General features: G+C 47.8%; 22 protein-coding genes. All 22 read right to left on the reverse strand.

Features of this window, described 5'->3' with window-relative positions; all coding sequences use genetic code 11:
• Positions 1 to 3: 3 nt before the first annotated feature.
• Complete coding sequence (locus KOO63_15165; GenBank protein MBU8923157.1) at positions 4 to 2,652, reverse strand: hypothetical protein; 2,649 nt, start codon at positions 2,650 to 2,652, stop codon at positions 4 to 6.
• 49 nt (positions 2,653 to 2,701) lie between these two features.
• On the reverse strand, positions 2,702 to 3,064 hold the full coding sequence (locus KOO63_15170; protein MBU8923158.1) for an EamA family transporter: 363 nt from the start codon (positions 3,062 to 3,064) through the stop codon (positions 2,702 to 2,704).
• A gap of 40 nt (positions 3,065 to 3,104) precedes the next feature.
• Complete coding sequence (locus KOO63_15175; GenBank protein MBU8923159.1) at positions 3,105 to 3,785, reverse strand: glycosyltransferase family 2 protein; 681 nt, start codon at positions 3,783 to 3,785, stop codon at positions 3,105 to 3,107.
• A gap of 12 nt (positions 3,786 to 3,797) precedes the next feature.
• Positions 3,798 to 5,300, reverse strand: coding sequence for a polysaccharide biosynthesis C-terminal domain-containing protein (locus KOO63_15180; GenBank protein MBU8923160.1), 1,503 nt, complete (start codon positions 5,298 to 5,300; stop codon positions 3,798 to 3,800).
• Between the two features lie 2 nt (positions 5,301 to 5,302).
• Positions 5,303 to 6,442 (reverse strand): alkaline phosphatase family protein, encoded by a 1,140-nt coding sequence (locus KOO63_15185; GenBank protein MBU8923161.1) that lies wholly within the window; start codon positions 6,440 to 6,442, stop codon positions 5,303 to 5,305.
• A 1-nt stretch (position 6,443) separates the two neighbouring features.
• Complete coding sequence (locus KOO63_15190) at positions 6,444 to 7,709, reverse strand: hypothetical protein (protein MBU8923162.1); 1,266 nt, start codon at positions 7,707 to 7,709, stop codon at positions 6,444 to 6,446.
• The gene (locus KOO63_15195) at positions 7,710 to 8,471 is read right to left on the reverse strand and encodes a CpsD/CapB family tyrosine-protein kinase (GenBank protein ID MBU8923163.1); all 762 of its coding nucleotides are present in this window, start codon (positions 8,469 to 8,471) and stop codon (positions 7,710 to 7,712) included.
• A gap of 28 nt (positions 8,472 to 8,499) precedes the next feature.
• Complete coding sequence (locus tag KOO63_15200; protein MBU8923164.1) at positions 8,500 to 9,345, reverse strand: AAA family ATPase; 846 nt, start codon at positions 9,343 to 9,345, stop codon at positions 8,500 to 8,502.
• Positions 9,346 to 9,350: 5 nt separating this feature from the next.
• Complete coding sequence (locus KOO63_15205; protein ID MBU8923165.1) at positions 9,351 to 10,715, reverse strand: hypothetical protein; 1,365 nt, start codon at positions 10,713 to 10,715, stop codon at positions 9,351 to 9,353.
• A gap of 5 nt (positions 10,716 to 10,720) precedes the next feature.
• Positions 10,721 to 11,512 carry a polysaccharide export protein gene (locus KOO63_15210; protein ID MBU8923166.1) on the reverse strand — a complete coding sequence of 264 codons (792 nt, stop codon included), beginning with the start codon at positions 11,510 to 11,512 and terminating at the stop codon, positions 10,721 to 10,723.
• 120 nt (positions 11,513 to 11,632) lie between these two features.
• A complete protein-coding gene (locus tag KOO63_15215; GenBank protein MBU8923167.1) occupies positions 11,633 to 12,325 on the reverse strand; it encodes a sugar transferase in 693 nt (230 codons plus the stop codon).
• A 277-nt stretch (positions 12,326 to 12,602) separates the two neighbouring features.
• Positions 12,603 to 13,550, reverse strand: coding sequence for a hypothetical protein (locus tag KOO63_15220; GenBank protein MBU8923168.1), 948 nt, complete (start codon positions 13,548 to 13,550; stop codon positions 12,603 to 12,605).
• Positions 13,540 to 14,466: a DUF3108 domain-containing protein gene (locus KOO63_15225; protein MBU8923169.1), complete on the reverse strand. Its 927-nt coding sequence runs from the start codon at positions 14,464 to 14,466 to the stop codon at positions 13,540 to 13,542. Before KOO63_15225 ends, KOO63_15220 begins: the two co-directional genes overlap by 11 nt.
• Before the next feature lie 124 nt (positions 14,467 to 14,590).
• The gene (locus KOO63_15230; protein ID MBU8923170.1) at positions 14,591 to 15,715 is read right to left on the reverse strand and encodes a glycosyltransferase family 4 protein; all 1,125 of its coding nucleotides are present in this window, start codon (positions 15,713 to 15,715) and stop codon (positions 14,591 to 14,593) included.
• Positions 15,712 to 16,482 (reverse strand): glycosyltransferase family 2 protein, encoded by a 771-nt coding sequence (locus tag KOO63_15235; GenBank protein MBU8923171.1) that lies wholly within the window; start codon positions 16,480 to 16,482, stop codon positions 15,712 to 15,714. The genes KOO63_15230 and KOO63_15235 overlap by 4 nt, the downstream gene beginning before the upstream one ends.
• Positions 16,460 to 17,578 carry a glycosyltransferase family 9 protein gene (locus KOO63_15240; GenBank protein ID MBU8923172.1) on the reverse strand — a complete coding sequence of 373 codons (1,119 nt, stop codon included), beginning with the start codon at positions 17,576 to 17,578 and terminating at the stop codon, positions 16,460 to 16,462. The genes KOO63_15235 and KOO63_15240 overlap by 23 nt, the downstream gene beginning before the upstream one ends.
• Positions 17,557 to 18,609, reverse strand: coding sequence for a glycosyltransferase family 9 protein (locus KOO63_15245; protein MBU8923173.1), 1,053 nt, complete (start codon positions 18,607 to 18,609; stop codon positions 17,557 to 17,559). The genes KOO63_15240 and KOO63_15245 overlap by 22 nt, the downstream gene beginning before the upstream one ends.
• Position 18,610: 1 nt before the next feature.
• Positions 18,611 to 19,096, reverse strand: a complete 486-nt coding sequence (locus KOO63_15250; GenBank protein ID MBU8923174.1) for an adenylyltransferase/cytidyltransferase family protein — start codon at positions 19,094 to 19,096, stop codon at positions 18,611 to 18,613.
• Between the two features lie 58 nt (positions 19,097 to 19,154).
• Positions 19,155 to 20,162: a glycosyltransferase family 4 protein gene (locus KOO63_15255; GenBank protein MBU8923175.1), complete on the reverse strand. Its 1,008-nt coding sequence runs from the start codon at positions 20,160 to 20,162 to the stop codon at positions 19,155 to 19,157.
• 14 nt (positions 20,163 to 20,176) lie between these two features.
• Positions 20,177 to 21,184, reverse strand: coding sequence for a bifunctional hydroxymethylpyrimidine kinase/phosphomethylpyrimidine kinase (locus KOO63_15260; protein MBU8923176.1), 1,008 nt, complete (start codon positions 21,182 to 21,184; stop codon positions 20,177 to 20,179).
• A gap of 19 nt (positions 21,185 to 21,203) precedes the next feature.
• The gene (gene waaF / locus KOO63_15265; GenBank protein MBU8923177.1) at positions 21,204 to 22,259 is read right to left on the reverse strand and encodes a lipopolysaccharide heptosyltransferase II; all 1,056 of its coding nucleotides are present in this window, start codon (positions 22,257 to 22,259) and stop codon (positions 21,204 to 21,206) included.
• The coding region (locus KOO63_15270; protein ID MBU8923178.1) for an ATP-binding cassette domain-containing protein at positions 22,210 to 23,158 on the reverse strand (949 nt) is incomplete at its 5' end. The genes waaF and KOO63_15270, both read right to left, overlap by 50 nt.

The following is a 23,158-nucleotide window of genomic DNA, read 5'->3' on the forward strand; positions in this document are numbered from 1 at the left end:
GACTCATGAACCAGGACGGATGGTTATCCTTGTGATTTCCTGGCCGTCAAGACTGTCCCTGTTACGCAGATAATCGTGGATCCTTCTATTTGGAAGATATGAACATTCCTTCATTGAAAGTTTGAACGCATATACACCGGGAGTCATTTTATCTGGAACTGGTATCCGGAATTCCTGTTTCACAGAACAATCCTTCCACTGATCCGGAAATGCCCTTCCACCCATCAATCTTGTAGATCTTGTCATCCTGAAAAACATACCCAGTCGTCTTTCGATCACTCTTCTATACTGCTTGTCGTACCATTCTCTGAAAAAAGCCCCTTTTGGATAATCAGTATCCAGCCGCACGGTCCATTCAAGTGGAAAACCGAAATCCAATCCGTTTACCGACTTCCAGCAGAACCAACCTTTCAAAGTATCTCCCGGTGTAACCTCCCTGGTCTCCATCCACATACTTTCAAGCTTGATTCCAGTGTCCGGAAATTCTTTTCCATACAGAATGTGCGAACTGGAATCCTGGGAAATATCTTCGTCGAGAAGTATTTCCTCCATCCCACAACATTCAAGCTGAGTGCTGATCAAGTCCACAAGTCCATTCGAGTTCGAATCCCGGAGACGAGCCACATCGACCGAAAAGAGAAGGAACCTTCCTTCTCCAGAATCCTCGATCAGGACCGGTCCGGCAGACCTGAATTTCAACAGAATATCGCTTGTCGCCATGATTGGCACAGTATTGAAAAAATCACAGGACGATTTTCGTTTCGTATCCAAAACGATATATCCGACCCCCTCTTTATCCAACCACTCCAGACTCTCAGACAGGGGTACAACCGGGCTGAAAAGATCCCGCGTATTTTCAATCCTCTCCATAGCGCGGGAATCAGCTGGTGAACCATGTTGCCCCAGAATGACCGTCACGAAATGGTCGGTCACAGCGGATATCAGATAGCTCGTTTCCGGGTCCGAACTGATAACAGAATTCGAAGGCAGCCCCGAAAGAAGAGTCTCTATTCTGGAGATGGTTTCTCCTTCGACAGTCCCAGCTTGACCAACGAATCTTCCGGTTATCTCAAAAGCTTCGAAAGTCGCGGTCCTCAAAGGGAGCGCGATCAAAGCGATCAGAATGAGAGCCAGCCCCCTTGCCAGCATTCTGTTCCACCACACGACCCGATCTGAAGTATTGTTGAATCTTCCACTGATCAGGACTCGAAAGGATCCAACAGTTAAAACAGATAGTACACACGCCATCGGTGCAGCATCCAGCAATCGGTAGTACAGGTATCCTCCGAGGGATATCAATAAAGTCGATGTCAGGGGGTTTAAGACGAGCAGCACTGGCAGAAGGAACATCAGTCCTGCGAGAAATCCAGATTCCCTGATTCTGCCGATAAGGAAAATCAGTGGTGATAAAAGAACAATATAAAAGAAAGAAAGTCCGGAATATGACAACACTTCGACAGGGTCTACAACATAGAACGTCCTGCCTATCGCCAATAGACCCTGCGCGTGGGTATGTATCTCATTAAATATTCTCCCTGAGACCAGTAGTCGGACAGTAACAGGAAGAGCAATCGCCACCAGCATGAATGGAAGAGCAAATCCAAGTCGTACCCGCCACTTCGCTCCTCTTCCAGAAAACATACTGTACAGGAGAAAAGAAACTATAGTGATTCCAAGCAATAATGAAAAGACAGGATGAATCAAGACTCCAGCCAGGGAAAGACTGACCGAATAGCTCAGGTTCCACTTCCCACTTCCCTTGATATATCTTATCAGGTATCCGGTAGCAAGCCAGTATAAGGCTAGCATCATATTTTTGCTGTAACCGGCTTTAGTCAACCACACCAGTCCGTCTCCATGTATGAGGAGAATAAGAAACACAGACGCGAGGATCGTCAGGCCCAGTGACTTCAGTATCTCTCTCGCAAATACCCAGAATGCCAACAAATAGAATAAGGAAAGGAATGACGGAAGCATGCGCCACAGGAATAACGGAGAAGTATCAGCCAGAAATGCCCAAAGCGCCATAACAGGGTGCCACATGCCTTTTCGGGGATCAAAAGTTCCGCCGTCACCACTTTTAAAGAAAGAATCGGAAGGGAAAATACGTCCCGTTTCAACACTTCTGCCTATATAACTCAAATGATCCGGAGCATCCGTTGCTACTCCCGTCTCACCAGTCCCGAAGTAAAATACGAAGAGAAGTACAAAGATAACAGAACCGAAAAACAGGAGTGCTTTTCGCTCGCGGGGAGATAACTCATCTCCCGTTCCGAGAATCCCCACGAGATCTCTTCTTTCACAGGGATAGGGATACCCCGATCTTACGAAGACAAGTACGGCCATTCCGGCTGTAGCAACAGCCCCCATGACTACTACTACAGGATAGTCCAGTCCAGGTATAAAACCGAGGCTCACGAGAAGAATGGAAAAGATCATCCCGGATGAAAAAACCCGTGATAACCCTTCCACAGTCACAGTTAACTTTCCAAAAAAGAGATAATTGATATATATCCCAGGCAGAATAAAAATAGACAGAAATGCCAGGCTTATACCAAGTAACTCCGCTCCTGGAATTACTTTGAAAGCGGTCAGGAGGGAAAGACCGAGTATCGATATAGAAATGACAAGTCCAGCCGTTCTCTTGTTCATTCGAACTCCCTGACCTCTCACCAGCCCGTGCTTTTACTTTTGCCTGGTTTTAAGTCCTGCTCACCAGAAATACGCCCGCGCAGATCACGAGTATACCTGCGAATCTCTGGAGTGAAAAGGGTTCGTTAAGCAGAGTCGGAGCGAGAAGCGCAGTTACAACATATGAAAGACTGACCATGGGGAAAGCCCAACTCAGCTCAGTCCTGGATAATATCAATATCCAGAGGACGGCACTCACGGCATATGAACAGAACCCGCCGATAACAAAACCGGATGTAATGACCTTCATCGTCGTCCCCATTATATTACTCAGATCCAGCTTCCCTATCTTGTTTATTCCGGCTTTCATCATGAACTGGCCTGCAGTGTTCAGACAGACAGTTGCTATTATAAGCAGGAGGTTTTTAAACATCTCTCTTCCTTTCCAGGTCAATACGATAATTGTCCGGAAATCATTTCAACGGTTTAAAGCGCAACTTCACGAGGTAGAGAAGATTCTCGAAGCCATCCTTCCACTTGTTCAGTTTGACTTCGCCGACTCGTGGATGATAATTGACGTGATATTCGTCAAATCTGATCTCGGGATGACGAATAGCGTTTATCTTGATCTCCTCACTGAGAGGCATACCGTTGCTCTCAAGTTGAAGCTTGGGATAGATCTCGCTCTTGTATATCCACATGCCTGACTGTGAGTCGTTAATAGCCCTGAAAAAAAGGAGGAACGTGCCAGCAGTGAGAATCCAGTTCCCGAGCTGGTTGGACAGGTTCATAGAATTCTGGTCTTTCAATGGAAATCTTGATGCTGATACAAAGTCGAGATCGTTATCGAGAAGGTGATCGATGCATTCCTCGATCTGCTCGACAGCGTACGTGCCATCCCCGTCCATTGTGACCGTTATATCACCCGTTACAGCAGGCAACCCTGCTTTGTATGCTGCCCCGTATCCTTTGCGTTTTTCAAATACTACTCTAGCTCCCAGCTCTTTCGCGACATTCGATGTCCCGTCAGTGGAATTGTTATCGACTACGACGATTTCATCCACAGATTCTGGAAGCGAGGGTATTACAAGGGCGATTCCCTCTTCTTCGTTATAACACGGGATGACTACTGATATCTTTTTTTCACGATACATGATAAATCCTTATCAGAAAAGGGCTACAATCTTCTCCTTGAAAGGAACAGGAAGACTCATTATCAGTTCTTTCTCCCTGGCCCCCAGTACCTTCATAAACCTGAATCCGCCAATAAGCAATACTATCCCGACAATCATCTGAATGGCCAGAGCCGGAATCGAATCCCATCTCGAAGCCGTGATCGCCAGACAGGCAACAGGAGCCGCAGCCCCATAACACTTCAAAATAAAACCGACAGGAGTTCGGATATCCTTTCGGATCTTCCTGACAGCAATATTAAACACGACGACTTCCAGGAAAAGCACGATCACAACAGGAATAAATGCTCCCCAGATGCCGTATCTGGGAATCAATGCAATATCCAGTCCTATATTTACAATGGCCATCAAAGCTAGCACAATCATGTTAACCCAGCTTTTTTCCATCACATACAGTGCCATACTGAGCGGAGTATAGAGAAAGGAATATGAAAAGACAACGAAAAACAGTTGCGTAAACTTTGCGGCTGGAAGCATTTCGATCCCGAAAAGTATTGGAACAAGAGGCCTGGCGAAAGCGAACCCCATAGCAGCTACCGGTATTACCAGAAGAAAAAGGAGCCGGAAATACAGGTCGACAGCCTCGGGCAGTCTTCCGGAATCCCTCGAGTAGATCTCCGAAGTACCTGCCATAACAATGGGCCATATTGTCAGCGGAACGAATTCCAGGGCCATCTGTGGAATGTCGTATGCGAGGCCAAAATACCCGGAAGCTTCCATACCGATCCATTTCCCGAGAAACAGGACCTCGGAATGCCTCCATATGATCTGATTGAGGAAGCCTGTCACGATGAATGGAAGAGAAAATTTCATCATTTGCGAAAGCGCTGGCGGATTACCACCGCCAGCAGGGCATGACTTGACGAGCTCTGCAAGCTGAGGAAAAAGCGCGGCAGTCATGAGCAGATCGATAATCGCGCCTGCAAGAAGATAGCCGGCAATCCCCATACCAGCCTTAAGAAGCAACATCATAATAATAAGATAACCAGCGTTACCCAAGGCAATTACAATACTGAGCCTTCTAGTCTCATACCATGATTGGAGGGTGTTGCTTATCATGGATATGCCGACTTTGAAAATCACCAACCCCACTGCGACCATCAAATAGAGACTGAAACCACCATCCTGAACCATATAGATAGCACTGATCCGATCCCTGAAGATCCATGTCATCACCATAACGACACACCATGAAGCCATCTGTATTATAAAATATTTTTTCAGGTTGCTCTTGAAAGTGTCCATCCCTCCGCTGACCCTTATCCCCGGCAGAAACTTAAGTACCGCATTTCCACCTCCGATCATTACGATTATCAGTGCGAAACCTGAAAGCGTCTTCAGGACACTGAGCATACCCCAGTTATAACTTCCAAGTAACCGCACTACGATAATGTAGCTGACAGGGCCCGCAAGGTAGCGCGCTACCCTGGCGAATATATTCCATGACATCGCTATTCCCACTTTTTTATATGTCATGTCTATCCAGCCTGCTCTGAGAAGGTTTTTTTGAAAAATGGAGCCACATCCGTGATTCTGGATCCATAGAACTCGACATCCCGATTTGTAAATAATGCGCTGAACATACTCTCCTCAGCGGGATGGTAACCATGCATCGCCGCTACCGGTGTCTTTCCCATAAAACTCGGCACAATAATAATCCCGGCATCGAGCTGGAAGATGATATCACCGAATCGACCGTCTTTGAAACTGATCCCCAGCCTGTCCAGTTCGTCTTCTTTTAGTATTTTCCCACGAGCACAACGGGACAGGATCGCCCTTATTTTATCTCCAGCGTGAACGTCGTTGATCCTGAATCTCGCCATGGTCGAGTCGAAAAAAGGAATATAATCATCAGGGATCCTGAGTCCGGCAGATTCTATTTCAGGCAAAAGATCTATATGATGGGTCACATCACACATCCCGTGATCTCCCATGACTGCCAGAATCAGATCTTGCTGCTCAGAGAGAAGTCTTTCGATTCGCTCCCGGTACCACCCAAGCTTCTCCAGAGTTTCTGTCGATCCGGTCCCGGTCGTATGCATAATGGCATCCAGCCCTGCCGTATATAAAAGGAAAAAACCACTTCTATCTTCTTTAAGGGCAACAGACAATTCCTCAAATGCTTTCTCTTCTGGCGTTTCGTAATCCCAGACTCTCACATTCATTCCGGTTTGGAATGCATAGTCTAATATCGTCTTGCCTCCTCGAACGCTGCCGGGCGCGAACAGTCTCTTTCGAGCAGGAAGATCCAGATACGGAAGTACCGTGCCAGGAACATCGTAAAGGTTATAGTAAGCTGACACCCCGTCGAGATGTTTCAATTTCCAGTTCAACAGACGCCTGCCCCAGAGCCTGGACATATCCGACATCCCGGGAACCGACCGGATGAATCTGAACGGACTGCTTTCCTTCGAAAACGAATACATCATCCATAATTTGTGTTTATCCGGTTTTGATCCAGTCATGATCGAAGTCAAAGCGGACTGGCTGAACCCGGGAACTGTCTCAAGTTTCACCGCATCCGACAAACCTTCGGGTCTGAAGGCGTGTTTATTCACCAGTTCGTACCCTAGAGCATCGATGATTATAAGTACTTTTTTACTTTTATGATCACTCATCTTATCTTCCGAATACAAGTCTGGACCACCATCGATGGCACGAGTCAGCTCCATCTTCCCAGCTTCCACCTGAATATGGAAATCCGCCCGGCGGACTGCCCACGAGACTCTCGGTCCCGTTTTTGACCAGAACAGCCAGCAGATGGACCGACGCGGCCCTTACTATTCCAGAGGGAGTACTGGAGAAAAATGCCTTCCCCAGGAATCCTGCCGTCCGGAGCATATTCACCCAACCGAGCCTCTCCATAATCGGTTTCCACGACCTCATCCAGTCCACGACATGAATCTTGTCTGACCGGAATGCGGCAACATGCTGTAATCCTTTCCATGTCAAAGGCACTACGGCATCGTTTTCAAGAACGGCTGCACATCTGTTCCATGCTTCAAGGATATCTTCAACGCACTCAAGATAGATTTCTCTGAATTCGCAGTCCAGGACCTCGATTATATCAAGGGAAGGATTCATCTTGAAGACACTCCATTTTCTAGTCTTCCTGACTATGACCCTTGTTATCAGGTCCCTGAAAGGAAGCGAATCACATCTCTCATCGAGATACGCCCATCTTTTCTGGTATCCTGCCATATATCTTTTCGAAGCTATGAGTGTGCCTGTCAATATGTCTGTATAACCACGCGCGATATTATAGAGAAAACCATATATCTCATCTTCTCCTTCAAGATCATCTCCTGGCCAGCATGTCAAAAGTGAGGCCATCCTGTTTTCCAGCAAAAGCAATCCCTCGCTCACCTCGATATCTTCAGGATCGAAAGAAGGCAACATATCGAGAATCGATTCTTTTCCATACAAAATTTGCCCGTGATTCTTCAATACGAAAATTCCGGGAGAAGGAGGAAAGGAACGCAGTTCATCAACATGAACGATGCCGACATCCACCCTTCCAATAAAATTCGCCTCCGGAATCAATGCCTCGCATGCCTGTCCCAGTTCCTTTCTGAGAGAGAGCGACTCCAGAAGTTTCTCCCTCGAGTTCAGGACCACAAGCAGATCTATGTCGGAGAGAAAGATCGGGTTTCCACTCTCAAATGAAATAGCGCCTTCACCAAGCGCGAAACTCCCTCCCAGAATGATTGCTTCTGTTTCCTCAAGTCCTATATTGTCGGCAAGTAGCGATCCGCATTCTCGAAGAAATCCATTGAAATGTCCGAGATACCAGTCAGACACGGGATTGCCTGAATCTTTCTTGTCTAGCTTGAAAAACCCGCATTCATCGTACGGCGTATTATCATGATTATCTATACCTGACAATTATACCCGCCTGTATATAAACTCGGGGATATAGTATTTTTTCTTGTTTAAGACAGAACCGATGAATTCTCCATCCAGTTTCTCAACCATGGTCATCGCTCTTTTTATCACTTCTCTCTTCGTCCTGCCTGCTTCTACAACTATTACAATACCCGTGGACAATGCCCCGATTATGGCTGTTTCGGGAGCCTCAAGTATCGCTGATGTATCTACCAACACATAATCGTAATGTTCGCCGACTGCGTTGATAAAGCTTCTCATCCTTTCGGAGTTAAATAGAGGCTGAGTGATGTCCGCACTTCTTATCGTTCCGATCGTTATGATATCCAGCGCACCTTCGTCCAGGACTGTTATCACTTCGGAAAGCTCAGCTTCACCCGACAGCAGATCCAGGACACCTTTCTCATTCTTCACACCGAATAGATCATGAATCTGGGGATTATTGACCGCGCAGTCGATTATCAGGATCTTTTCTGTTTCTCCAAGGGCCAGTACCCTGGCAAGATACGATGCGATCATCGTCTTGCCTTCACCCCCGACTGCGCTTGTAAACATCACAACGCGCGAATCACGCTTCTTGATCTCTGAATCGATGGCATTTCGAAGATTTAACAGAGATCTCCGGAAATTCTCATCCAGCCCCTTCATGAAGCTGGTCTTACCCCGGGATACAGATTTGGTGGTTCGTGGTATCGACACTTTTCCAGAACCGGACTTTTTTGCGGTCTCCGCTTTTCTAAGGGCGTCAAATATCTTGCTCAATTGATTTCCCTTCCATCCTGGAGAGCCTCTACATAGGCCCGTTCCTTCGATCCATCACCGGACTTTCCTTGCTTTCCAGATCTCTTATTCCTTCCCGTACTATCTTGCCGCTGATGGTCCTGGTGTTAGCCACATATCCGAGGAGGAGAACCCTGTCACACAACACATTGATGAGCCTTGGCGTGCCGCCTGAATAATGGTAGATCTCCTCAAGAGCATCATCCGTAAAAATCGGTCCTCCGTTATTAACAGATGCTATCTCCAGTCGGTACTTTATATACTTATTGACGTCCTCATGGCTCAGCATGGGGATCTTGCAGATGCCGGGGATTCTCTGCCGCAATTGACGCAATTCATTCAGGTTGAGAATATTCTCAAGTTCCGGTTGACCGACAAGCATTATCTGGATCAACTTCTTGTCACGTGTCTCCAGATTTGAAAGCATCCGCAATTCTTCCAGGACTTCGGGAGATAGATTCTGGGCCTCATCTATGATCAATACCGTATTTCTGTTGTTTTCGTACTGGGAAATCAGAAAACGGTTAAGAGCCAGAAGCATCTGCGCCTTGTTCATGTTCTCAGCATCGATTCCAAAATCATTGCAGATCAGATACAACAACTGATCGAAAGGAAAAAGGGTGGAGAAAACAAAGGCGACTTCCAGGGAAGGCTGGAAGAGGTCTATAAACGCATTCACTACCGTAGTCTTCCCGACACCGACCTCACCGGTGACTGCGATGAATCCTTTTTTCTGAAATACCCCATAAGTAATATAGGCCAAAGCATCCCTGTGGCTCTCGCTCCTGTATAGAAACTTTGGGTCGGGAGTGACGTTGAATGGCAATTCTTTGAATCCGTAATAATTTTCGTACATAGCTACTATTTACCGTCAAGGTCAGGGAAGCTTGAAAGCACCTGAAATCCCAGGGCATCCTCAGCTTCATTTACGTTCTTTATAGAATGGTCAAGATTATCCATGAAAAATGCGAAACCCAGCGCAATGACCATACTGAAAAGAGGTCCGAGCGCCATGCGCACATAATCCCTCGTCTTCTTCTGGTAAGCTCTTGCGGCTGGCGCAAGAATCGTCACTGAATAATCGGGGTTACTGGCCATATTTATCCTGGAACTCAGATGCTGCTCCTGAAGCAGATCAAGCCTTTCCTCCAGGATGCCCAGAGTCCTGTCAATACGATGAAGCTCCAATCCCTTCTCCGGATAGGCAGTCCTTTCATCCATAAGAGTGCCCATAAGATTCATCAGATTTTTTTCACGACCGGTCACGATCTCGAGTTTCCTCCTGTTGATATCTATTGAGCTCTGTATCTCCACTACCATGTAAGGGTACAGAGCATCTATCTGATGTTTGATTTTTTTCATTTCCCGGTGATCATCGGTATATTTAATGGAAAACTCCGATTCACGCAACCTCAGTTCGACCAATTCTTCCGCATACTGTTCAAGGCGCGATTTCCTCAATCCATCGCCTGTAATCGCAGCTGCGCCTGCCGCCAGCTCGCTTACATCCCTCGACTTGAACTCCTTGAGTGTTTCGATGACCTTTTCCAACTTTATCTTCTCGTCCCTCACCTCTTCCAGATCAGATCTATACTTTTCCAGTCTGGACAAGTTGGTTCTCACCTGGAAAGCAATATCTACCAGCCCCCATTTCTTTTCCACGCTGGTCTTTCTGTCTCTCCAGTATTCGAGATCGGCTTTTGCCGTGTTCATTTCGGACGTGAAGAAATCCTCCATCTCGGGAGGAGTGCGGACCTTCTGATAATATTCCTTGTAAGAATTTATAATCGCGTTCACTGATGCTTCACAGAATATTGGATCGAGTCCCGAATATGAGACCCAGAGAACATTCGAGGTAGCAATAACGCCAGACTGAACCTCTCCGAATCCAATTTTTTCTTCGCTCGAATAACTTTCAGGAAGAAAATCAACGACAAGTTCCCTTGCTCGTTCGATTACCACCTGGGATTTGACCATCTCGATCTGCGAAGATATTTCCTCTTCCCACGGCAGAGTTCTTACACTGCGGCTGAACACACCGGTCGCTTCGCCGCGCCTGACAAGCATTTTCCCTGTCGATTCGAATATGGCGGGTTCTCTCAGATTAAGGGCGATCACAAGGGTAGTGGAAACCAGGACAACGCCCAGAATGACCCACTTTCTCCTGAAGATTACTTCAAGAAAATCCTTTATAGTTGATTCTTTCTGTACAGTCCTTTTTTCCATTATCTTTATCTCGCCGCCTGACCTGTCGCCCTGTAGAATTCATAAACGGTCTGTATATTCGCGACATTCCATCCTTTTAGATACAAGTCCATCGGCCTTAATAAAATACTCGAAAAACTGCTGACGAAATCCTCCGTCGAAGCAAGTTTGGATTTGGGAACCATCACTATATCAAACGGCATCATGGATACATCCAGGTCATATCTGTTATCGTTGATTATTTTTTTAACATCGACTTCTATACCGACTATGTGGTTCCAGTCCACTCTCCTAACGATGACAACCCCATTCTTCTTCGCGCTATCCTTAAGGCCGCGTCCCATCGCGAGAGCACTCATCAGGGTCAACCCCTTCTGATATTCGTATCCTCCCGGATTTCCAACTTGCCCCATCACATATACCATCTGAGGTTCGAATTCACGTATAATCACTGTTATTTCAGGCACACGAAGTATTTCCGAGAATTTGTTTGTCAAGAGGCTGTCGACCTGAGAAGCGGTTTTTCCGGCGACTGCGACCTCGCCGACGTAAGGGTATGAGATTCTTCCGTCAGGCCTGACTTTCAAAGCCTCTCTGGAATATTGTTGATTGTACAGGAACAGCACGTCTATTACGTCACCATAACCGATATAATACTCATCCATCCATGGTACGGACTGGACACTGTCAGCGTCAAACGGCTTTTTTTCTACCTCTCCGTCCTTGATCACTACCATCCTGTTGCCACCACCACAGCCAGTGTACAGGACCAGGAGACCGCACAATACCGCAACAGATATATACGTCGTACAGCGCATTTTACCTTTCATGTCTTCAATTTTGACATCCGACCCTGCTAAATCTATAAGTCGGCGCAAATCTACCTGTTTAGGCGTAATTTGTCAAACAAGAATTAGGGCAAGATACATGCCAGAACGTCAATAAGCCCCTTTCCTGGCGATTACGGCGGGGATTGTCTTGATGATGATCATCATATCGGTCAAGAGGCTTCGTTTTCTGATATATTCAAGGTCAAGCCGCATCCATTCCTGAAAACCAATATGGCTTCTACCTGATATCTGCCAGAAACATGTTATTCCGGGAATCACATCGAGTCGTTTCCTCTGCCAGGGCAGATAATGAGCTACTTCTGAAGGCAGGTTCGGACGCGGCCCTACAATACTCATATCTCCTTTTATAACATTGAGTAATTGGGGCAACTCATCAAGGCTTGACCTCCGGAGAAACCTTCCGACCTTTGTAGCACGCGGATCTTCCTTCAGCTTGAAGATCGGGCCGTCGACTCCACTCAGTGGTCTTAGAACGCCGACAACATTTTCGGCTCCAGTGAACATCGACCGGAATTTGTAAAAATCGAAAGTTTTTCCATTCTTCCCGACTCTCTTCTGTTTAAACAGGATATGTCCGGGAGAATCGAGTTTTATTAACAGGATTATTACTGGAATGACAGGCAGAAAAAGGAGCAGGATCACTATTGCGGCAACCACATCGAATATTCTCTTTAAAACGACGAAGCTTACACGATCACAGACCTCTGGAATATCAACATTTGTGATCACGGGTCCCTCTGATGTCTGCATTATTTCTTTCAACTTGGGAATTCCACTCATTTTTCCTCCAAAAAAACCCAGGCCAGATTCTTCAGCCCGGGTTTCAAGGCATAGAAAAAAACGCCTGCCATAGAAACTCACTTCATCCCACTAAATCCCAGCACTGAAGTAAATACCTATAGCAAACGTTTCTTCGTACACCTCCCTGTACTACGAAGATACTATCACAAATCCAGGCATGATGTCAATACTTAATAATGGGGTTCATGGGGTTCGACAAATCTATCCTGGTTTTGAATTGTCCTGAAGTGATCCAGCATTATAAAGACAATCGCCTCTATGAAATAAGGGCTGAATACAGGATCGGGATAATGATCTCGTGATGTCCAGTGATCGCGATAGAGCGTCCTCCAAACGAAGCCGGACGATTCAGGACATTCTCGCCAGGTCTGTAATGCTGGATAATGTCGAGGTTGCAGGTTGTTATCCTCGAAAATGATGCTCCCTTGTTTCTCGCCACGCTGAAAGCCTTGAGGAAGACTTCAGGAAGTATCACGGCAGATCCGGCGTTGACCACTATTCCTCCCTCAAAACCCAAATTTTCGACACGCTGGCAGAATATCCTGAAATCCCTGTAAGATAATCCACCCCAAGCCGATCCGTCATACGACGGATGCTGGTTGATGATATCCGTGCCAATAGCAATATGGACCGTCACCGGGATATCATGCTCGTAGGCAGATGCGAAGAGACTCTTGTCGCGGTTCGGAGCTTTCTTCCTGCTGATATACCTGCCGATCGCCTCTCCCAGTCCCAACCCATCGGTGACACCATCATCAACTGCTTCGGCAAGAAGCGAAGCTGTCTCTTCAGTAAAACCAAATATCCCCTTCTTGAGATTCGCAGCAACATCCTCGGAAGTCTTCCCGAAAAAGGCGATCTCGATATCATGTATCGCACAGGCTCCGTTTACTGCCAGGGAAGTCATGAAACCGGTCTTCATCATCTCGATCAGGTATAGAGGAAGTCCGCATTTGATCACGTGGGCTCCGATCATCCAGATGATTTCCTGCTTTCCGGAAGAACGCGCCTCCTCCATCGACCTTACGATCTCTTTTATCCTGCTCCCGGCAAGTTGGTCGGGCAGCAAATCGAACCATTCCCTGAACGCGCTTCCGCCTTTGGCAGGTTTTCCGTAGTCATCAAGGGAGACCTTGCTTACTCTCTCCTCAAACGGTATGGTCCTGATCCCCGAAAAATCCGACTCCTTGTATTTACCTGTCATACTCCCCGTCTTTCTCTTCGGCGATCAACCTGATCTTGTCATCACTTAACCTGAATTCCTTCAATACAGCTTCAAATGCCCCGACTATCACCTTTGAGCGCATCATCACGGGCATCCTGACCGTATCATCGGTTAGCCAGATTGTCAACTTCCCACTGTTTTCAAAGATCGTACTTGTCTCCAGGACCGGCTCGATGACGATGCAGTCGAATTCGCCTGCAGGCACCTTGACGGTCTCACGTCTGATGTACTTGATATAGATCGGATAATTTTTATAATCCGTGTGATTTGCCATGGCTACAGCCTGTCCCGGCACAAGAGGAAGAGTCCTCGCGTAATACAGGGCGGTAAGAAAATCATGTGTATTCGGGGCGATCGGGACCGTCTTGTCGCTGTAGATGGCAAGATGAGCCTTCTGGTCAAAATCGACCTGCCTGTCCTTCCTGTATTTCCCTTCCCTGAGATGTTTTATGAACCTGAGGGAATAGAGGTCTTTATACTCCATAAACGACTCATGCCTGTCCCTGACTTTGAATATCCTGTCAAACACACCGTTCGTCCTCGCTACCGAGACGATGTGGTAGCACAGCACACTGTCGAGTACAGCCATATTCCGGATCTCCAGAGTAGCCTCTCCGCCTGTGATCAGTCCGTACCGAATCGAAAATATGAGATTCTCTCCTTCGCCGAAGGGAACAGTCCGGGGAAAGACATTGACCAGTTCATAGCCTTCGAGTTCCGCAATCCCATGGTTCCGGGTTCCTTTCACAGAAATTGAATGATCGGTCTTATCATCACCTGTTTCCTTTTCGGCAGAAAGAATTGAATGTCCACAAATCAGGACAATAATGAGTGCTGCTGATGTCACCTTCAAAATGTGTATCCTACCTCTTGCATTACCTTCGATGTGACACATAATCGTTTCTCCTGCAATTAGTTACCATCGTTACACCGCACAGGATGATGGTCATCCGGTCTTTCATATAAACAGTATCTGCAAGGCGCATGCACAATCGCCGGGAAAGTCTCCTGTTTTAATATTATCTATCGAAAGTAGATGAAATAAAGATACCCTCATGCTCGAGCAATGAGAGCAGTTTTTCGGCTATCCTTGGCGGATTGAATCGATCACAGACCGCCTGACTTCCATTCTCGGCAATCCTGTTTCGGAGTCCTCCGTCTTCAGCCAGCCTCTCAACAGCATCCGCCAGCGCCTTTGGATTTCCGGCTGGTATAGTCAGAATATCATGTTCCGGCCTGAATATCTCTTCGATTGCGGGAGTGCCGGCAGTGATTACCGGCCTGCCCACAGCCATTGCCTGAAAGACTTTATTGGGGATGACCATTCCGGTCTTGGGCGTCGTCCCGAATACTCCGAGTACTATATGTGATCTGGATATTGTTTCTACCAACTCATTCTGGCTCATAAACTCTCTGAAGATCACCGCACCGTCCCTTAATCCGTTGGCCCGCTCCTTTACCTGCCCGAACGTCTGTCCCCCTCCCACCAGAGTGATTTCCAGAGTATGGGAATCGAGAAGCCCTGCTGCCTCGATTATCGTCTCTACCCCGTGAAGTGGCAGATATGAACCATAAAAGAGCACCTTCACAATCTTCTCTACCGGGGGCGCTGGAGCTGGTCGGAATATTTCGTCATCAAAACCCAGGTAAAGTGTTTCTATCTTCCTTCTTGGTATTTTGAATTCACTCGAATAGAAGTTCGCGTGAGCCCCTGTATCAGCAAGAACGAGGTCTGCCAGACTCATTGATACTCGATCTATATTCCTGTTGTGCCAGGCCTGTGCCGAGCCATCTGAGGCATCTCCCCTGTCCAACACCCTGGTCTCGTATCTGGACACAAGTGGATCGAAAACAACTTTTCCTCCGGTCACCCTCGACAGTATGTATGCAAGGGGAACATCTTTATGCCTGAAATCAGGGACAAAAAGAATCTTTCCTTTTTTCCCGGAAAGATACTTCCAGGCAAGCACCGGATACCTGGTATGCACTTTTCGTTTTGTACTGGCACGGCATTCTCCGGTTACTACGCCGATCCTCTCCAGACCCTTTCTAATGATCGAGTTTCTCGGATACAGAGGATCATATCCTCCAAAAAAGACTACAGGCGGACTTTCATCTTTAATTCTTCTACCCGTCCCGATCACTTTTCGGCCTCCACCCTACCCTTAAGCTCTCTCAGAAAGAGGTATTTAAGAAACACATTAAAAGAAGCCAGGACACAAAGCACAAAGCCAGGCATACCGTCGAGAAATCCCAGTTGCAGTATATACATCCTCAGAAACCTCGCAGGTGGATTAAGCAGTATCCCTGGAAACCAGCTGCGCCCTTTTTCCAGAAGGTCTTTAGCTCCATCCCGGCTGTACCGCCTGATCCTGTCGACATGGTCCGACAGGTCACTGTATGGATTATGGAACAAACGCCCCATGAACGAGCCCGCACTACCATCGAGACTAAGTCGCTCATGAACCGATTTTTCCGGATAATGCCCCTTCCCTTTTTTGAAGAATCTAAGAACACGGTCTCTGTGCCAGCCACAGAAACGGATTCGTTTCCCGAGATATTCATTGGAACGTTTCAGCCAGTAACCATTATTTTCACCGCTTTCGCAAGCCTGAACGATCTCATCCCTGAGTTCCGGCGACAACCTCTCATCAGCATCAAGGATCAATATCCATTCCCCGCCGCATCTATCGAGCCCCCAGTTTTTCTGGCTTGCGTGCGAAACAAATTCTCTCTGGTAGACTCTTGCTCCCATCTCACCAGCTATCTTTACGGTATCATCCATCGAAAAGGAATCGACTACGACGACCTCTCCCACTCCCTTTGCACTTTCGAGACAACCCGCAATATTATCCTGCTCGTTCAAGGTTATGACAAGTAACGAGACCTTATTCATATTTTGTTCCGTCATCACATACATCCTTGTCCTCAATACCCAGAACCTTCCTTATCTCTCCCAGGACTTCGGGCGGTTTTATTCTCGAGAGGCAGCCATCTCCTTCATCATTTCCATGCCCATGCGACTGGCAATCGACATCCACCGAAAGCACCCTGTGTTTTTGAGTCATGGGATCCCATGTATGAGGATCCGTAGGTCCGAACAACGTTATAGTCGGAACTCCCTCCATGACCGCAATATGTTTCGGCCCGGAATCGATTCCTGCCAGCACTGAAAGTTCACCGATCAATGCTCCCATCCTGCCTATCCCCATCTCAGGAGGTTTAACAGCAGAATCGCAACAATCGGCGACTCTGGATGCCGAATACTCCTCTCCCGGTCCCCAAATGACTATCGGCCTCATTCCAAGATCCTTTTCTATCGATCTGGCAAGTTCCATAAAATAATCTATCGGCCAGGATTTCGCCCTGTATTTCGCTCCGACTACAAGTCCTGCGTAACCATTTTTTTCAGGTCCAAAGTCCGAAAGAAACTTTCTCGCCCATTCCCTGTGTCCTCCAGCGGCGGCGAAACCTGTCTCGTATCTGCCACTCCTCAGACCCCTGTAAGCTTCAAGTGGATCCTCGTCAACTACTCCCAGTAGCCTTCCCGTCTCGAGATTCGAATCGAATGTATAGCATTTCACATGTTTCCCGTTCCGCATCACTCCACGTGGCAGGATATGGTCGAAACACCAGTTATTTCTCCCGGTATCCATGCCTATCTTATTAACTGCTCCTGACATCTTCGTAATAAGGGAACTTCCGGGAGAACTCAGGAGATCAATAACCAGATCGTATTTTTTTCGTCTTAAAGTCAGGATCGTTCTGAACCTGTCCACCGTACTGCCATCCATTCCTATTACATCATCCACTGGCGCGAACCCATCCAGAGCTTCCCTGAATCTATTCAGGCACAGAAAGTCAATGCTCGAGTCGGGGAAAGTCATTCTCAGCGCTCTGACAAGAGGAAAGGAAAGAACGATATCCCCGAGCGCGTAATACCTCACTATAAGTATCGAACCGGGCTTTTCCCCTGAAGTGATATCTAGCATGTCAGGTCTGTCCATTCTGTGACTTCTACGAGTTTATCAAGGACTGTTTCCACTTTCATCAGATCCAGACATTTCCTCTCATCACAATGATGCAGGTGACATGGAGCGCAATCCTCATTTCTTGTTGCAAGTGAAAAAGGTCCCATACCTTCATAGGGGAACCATATATCAGGTTCCGTCGGACCAAATATCCCTGTCGTAGGTAGTCCAAGAGCAACAGCAAGATGAAGGATCCCGCCATCATTCGCCACTAATGCATCGCAGGCTTTCATCAAAGCTGCCGTATCCCGCAAAGATGAATAAGGGATAATTTTCACATCACTCCCTGATTCCAGGACTATCCTTCTATTCTCCTCCTCCTCACCTGGACCAGTGAGCAGAACGACTCCATAGTGTCCTTTTGCGCATATAACTTTAGCCAGTTCAGCAAATCCTCGTGTTGTCCATCTCTTCGATTGCCATGTTCCCCCGGCATGAAAAGCCGCTATCTTCAACTCGCCCCGTCTTCCCTGGAACAATTTTTCCAGCGACTTTCGTCCGGCATCCACTTCTTCTGCCGAAAGATATACCCTGGGTCGTCTCTCCGACACATCACATTCCAGACCATCAATAAAGTGCAGATGGTGGCTGACCGCGCTCCGTACTCCGACAGGTACCTGGCAGGTATCCGTATACAGATGTCTTCTCCATTTTCTTCTTCCTCCTATTCGTATTGGAATGCGCGAGAGAAAAAGGAGGTTAGCACTTGTAGGGTTGTAGAAAAGGTCGATCGCCGCTGTAATATCGAGGCTTCTGAGTAATTCAAGTGTTCTAAGAAAGGAGCGGTTATTTTTCTCGAGTCTGATGATGCCGTCAAGAGCGGGGTTCTCTTCGAGGATATCGGCATACCGCGCATCTGCAAGGTAGTATATCATCGCTTCGGGGTACCTCTCTTTAAGAGAGGAGATGACCGGAGTCGTAATAATTATATCCCCGAGAAAACGTAGCCGGGTCACCAGGATCCTGAGGTTTTTGCCTCGCTTTTCAGCTTCGACTCCGAAATCCAATTCATTCCTCCCGCATCTTCTTTATGATATCACCGCTGGAATGGTCCTTAGGATCGCCGGTGATCACAGTCCTGCAACCAGTTTCCATCGCTGTCCCGGCCTCGGGAACTGATTCCTCTGTATAATCCGTACCTTTCGCGTGAACGGAAGGTCGCAGTTCTCTGATAATGCCGTCGACCGTGCTTTCCGAAAATAGAAGGACATAATCGACAGAAGACAGCGCAGTCAGTATCTCGGCTCTCTCATCACCTGGTATAACTGGCCTGCCCCCTCCCTTCAACCGTCTGGTCGATGCGTCATCGTTTATCGCCACAACGAGAATGTCCCCGTATTCAGCTGCTTCGGATAGATATCTTACATGCCCCACGTGCAGAATATCAAAACAACCGTTCGCAAGTACTATCTTCTTCTCAGGACCATGACTCCTGACTATTTCATCCATGAGTGCATTAATTTCGTAGAATATCTTCTTGTCGGTCTCCATCACATTACCTTTCCTGCTCTACTCCAATGTTTCCATATATCTATCTCCAGCCTGTCTTTTCTCATTCCCCAAGAAGTCTTGCAAAACCGGATTCCATTCTATCACACACCCGTTCCCACGTATAATCCATGATTCTGCGCCTGGCTTCAATTCCAAGTCTGCCGGCCAGATCGGGATCGAGTATCAGTCTTTCGATCGCTCTGCTTATCGGAAGATGGTTTCTCCAGGATACGACCATCGCGGAACTCCCATGGACCGCAAAGTCGCTTGTGCCACTTTTCGTACACACTATCGGAAGTGCGCAGGCCGCTGCCTCTGCTGATGTATTGCTCCATCCCGCCCTTCTCTCCGCCGAGACAAAGATATCAGAACTCCCGTACATCGCCGCCATCCTGTCTTGTGAAAGATCAAGATAATATATAAACGGTACACCTGGATCGAACCCCACCCTTACATCTTTTTCTTCGGTAGTACGATTATCGAAGAGATAAAGACGGATATCAAATCCCTTCCTTCTGAGACGTTTCACAGCGTCTATGACAAACCTGGTCCCTTTTCTCGGTCTCGACCTCCTGCCATAACAGATTACTCCGACCGGACTGGTTCCAGGTGTCCGACATTCCGTTTTATCCAGGGAATCTTCCAGGGGATAAAAAGTTGCCGGATTCACACCTCCCACACCGTTTATTACGGGGATGGAATATTTCCGCCTTATTCGCTCAGCTAGTCCCTTCGAATTCACCATGATCCCGTACTTCCCTGAAGTCGCTATTTCTCGTTCACGGGATACACCTTCTATCTGGATATAAAAAATATTTTTCTTTGCGCCACTATCATCGAGATGCCCGGTAAATTCGGGAGAACCGGTAACCAGCACATCCAGATCATGATCTCTCAGAGAAGATATTGGCCTTACTTCTCCCTTAAAATCAATCCAGTCGGGACTGTCCCCTTCCGGGGTGAAAAGAACGAATCGATGACCTCTGCTTACGAAAACATTTCCCGTCTCGATATACCTGCGAACCCCTCCGAAAAGCAGAAGGTGAGGCAGAATTGCGCCGATCTTCATTCAAAATCTCCCGTTCAACCGGCGTTTTCAAGTACTTTGATTATTTCTTCAGGAGATGCCACTGCTGTTCCTCTTTTCATAACCACGACTGAGGCCGCGGTATTTGCAAGAATCATCGCTGTCTTCATATCGTATCCGGCGGCGAGGGATAATGCCACGGCTGAAACCACAGTATCTCCTGCCCCCGTCACATCGGTTGCCTCTGGACTGCCCGTCACACCGATATCTATCCTTTTTTCCCCGTTTATAAAAAGGGACATCCCGAACCTTCCCCTGGTAACAAGCAACGAACTGGCAGAGAGCGTATCGATAAGCCTTCTTCCCGTCTTCTCAAGAGCACCAGTGATGCTGATATCCACTCCAGCAGCTCTCGCGGCTTCGACTTCGTTCGGAGTAGCTGTTGTCACACCATTGAATCTCTCTATCCCGAACCTCGAGTCCGCGACGACCGGGATCCTGGCTTTTTTGCATATAGTTATTGAGCGTCTGATCACGCGATCCGAAAATATGCCCTGCCCGTAATCACTCAGGATGACCGCATCGGCTCCGGCAGTTTTCTTCTCAAGGATGGAAAGAATCCTGTCCTCTTCCAATTTCTCGAGCCTTTCCCTGTCTTCACGGTCTATCCTTACGATCTGTTGTTTCTGAGCATGATAATCACCAGCCATGACTCTCGTTTTTGTTGTTGTCGCTCTCCTTCCAATACTTACGACGCCTCTGTATGGAATATTCATTTCCCTGAAATATTCTCTGAGTCTCGTGCCACTCTCGTCATTGGCCGCTATACCTATCGGCACCGCCCTGCCACCCAAAGCGGCGACATTTTGCGCCGCGTTGCCAGCTCCTCCAGGACAATGATCCGACCCGTCATAGCGGACGATGACTACTGGAGCCTCACGTGATACCCTGTCAGTCCGGCCGTAGATAAACTCATCCAGTATCATATCGCCAAACACGACGACTTTTCGTCCCTTCCAGCTTCTGACCGCGTCTATGAATATTCCCTTGTCCAATCCACCCACTTCAGGCACTTCCTTCCATTTATTCTTCCACGCCCATGGATATTACTGACCTCACCTCATCCATGACTTTCTCGACTGTTATCTCATCGAAACACTCCATTGTCCCGAGTGGACATTCTTTTTTAAAACATGGCGAGCATTGGGTCCTGGAACTCAATACCCGGACATTTGCCCCCCTCGGTGCTGTCCAGCGTGGACTTGTCGAACCAAACATCGTCACGACCGGCACTCCGAGTGCTCCCGCTACATGCACAGCCCCGCTATCATTTCCCGCGACCAGTTCCGCATCATCCATAATATTCATCATCTCGGTGATTGAGGACTTTCCAGTCAAGTCCAGACATTTTACCTGTGCCCCCGACACTATCTCCGATGAAACATCTTTCTCTGAGACCGAACCTGACAATACCGGCAGCCATCCCGTCTCCCTGTTGATCTTGTCGATCAACGAAGAATAGCGTTCTCCCGGCCACATCTTTGCGGAACCATATTTTGCTCCTGGGGCGATAATAAAATACTTTCCCTCGATTCCGGCCTTTATGGAAGCAGCCGATCCCTTTCTGATGTGGCCTATTCGGGGAATCGGGATCTCTTTTGTAGTGACTCTGTCCCACTTGTCAACAAGACGCACATATGCCTCCGTCAAGTGACATTCTCGGAGCATCCGCCGGTGTATGCTTCCAGTCAGAAGTAGTCCTCGCATGTCAGTTCCATATCCGACCCTCTGTCCTGACATGACCAGCCATGCGGTCAGGGCTGATGAGAAGGAAGGCGGCAGTATGAATGTGACTGCCAGGCCACCTTTCGTCTTTTCCCGGATCCGCGCTGCTCTTGCCCACGGACCTTCTCCCTTTTTCCAGGTGATCAACTCGTTTATAGATTCCGAACGCTCGTAAACAGGCCTGACATATTCAGGACAACCCGCAAAGATATATGCTTCAGGAAACCGAACACGAAGTACGTCGTAAACTGGCAGGGACATGACAGCGTCTCCCAGCCAGTTCGGACCCATGACCAGAATACGATCAGGCTCTGATCTGGAGGTGATAGAGTTTTCTGTATGTCCCTTCTTCACCGATCAGCTCCTCGTGCGTGCCCGACTGTAATATTCTTCCATCTTCTACCACGACGATCCTGTCCGCATTTTTTATCGTGGACAGCCTGTGGGCTATGACCAGTGTGGTACGGCCCTTAACGAGCCTGTCTATCGCCTCCTGGACCAGCGACTCACTTTCGACATCGAGAGAACTTGTCGCTTCGTCCAGGATAAGTATCTGCGGATTCTTTAGCAGAGCTCTGGCAATAGCCAGCCTCTGCCTCTGCCCCCCGGATAGTTGTGTTCCACGGTCACCTATCACCGTGCTGTACCCTTCGGGCATTTCGGAGATGAACCTGTGAGCGTTGGCAGCTTTCGCAGCCTCCTCAACCGCAGAGGGATCACAGTCATCGAGTCCGTACGCAATATTATTAAAGACCGTATCATTGAAAAGTATGGTCTCCTGGGTGACTATTCCCATCATCGATCGAAGCGACCCGAGTTCGATATCTCTAATATCCACGTCATCTATCAAAATGGATCCCGAACCAGGAGTATAGAACCTTGGAAGCAGGTCGGCGAGCGTGGTTTTCCCTGCGCCGCTTGGACCGACAAGAGCTACTACCTCACCGCGTGTTATCTCCAGATCTATGTTGCTTAACACCTCCGGCCCATCCTCATAACTGAAGCTGACACTCCTGTAGATGATGTTCCTCTCTATTGTGTCGAGCTTTCTTTCCCCGGACCGGTCGCTTTCGGTGGGAATATCGAGGATTTGAAATACTCTTTCCCCTGATGCCAGAGCCTCCTGGATCACATTATTTAACTTGCTCAGGTTCTTGATAGGGCTGACTACCCATAGCATCGCGACCAGGAACATCATCAGATTTGCCGGAGCGAGTTCGCTGTCTATGACAAGGCGTCCTCCATACCAGAGA

It is taken from the genome of Candidatus Latescibacterota bacterium (assembly GCA_019038625.1).
GTDB lineage: Bacteria > Krumholzibacteriota > Krumholzibacteriia > Krumholzibacteriales > Krumholzibacteriaceae > JAGLYV01.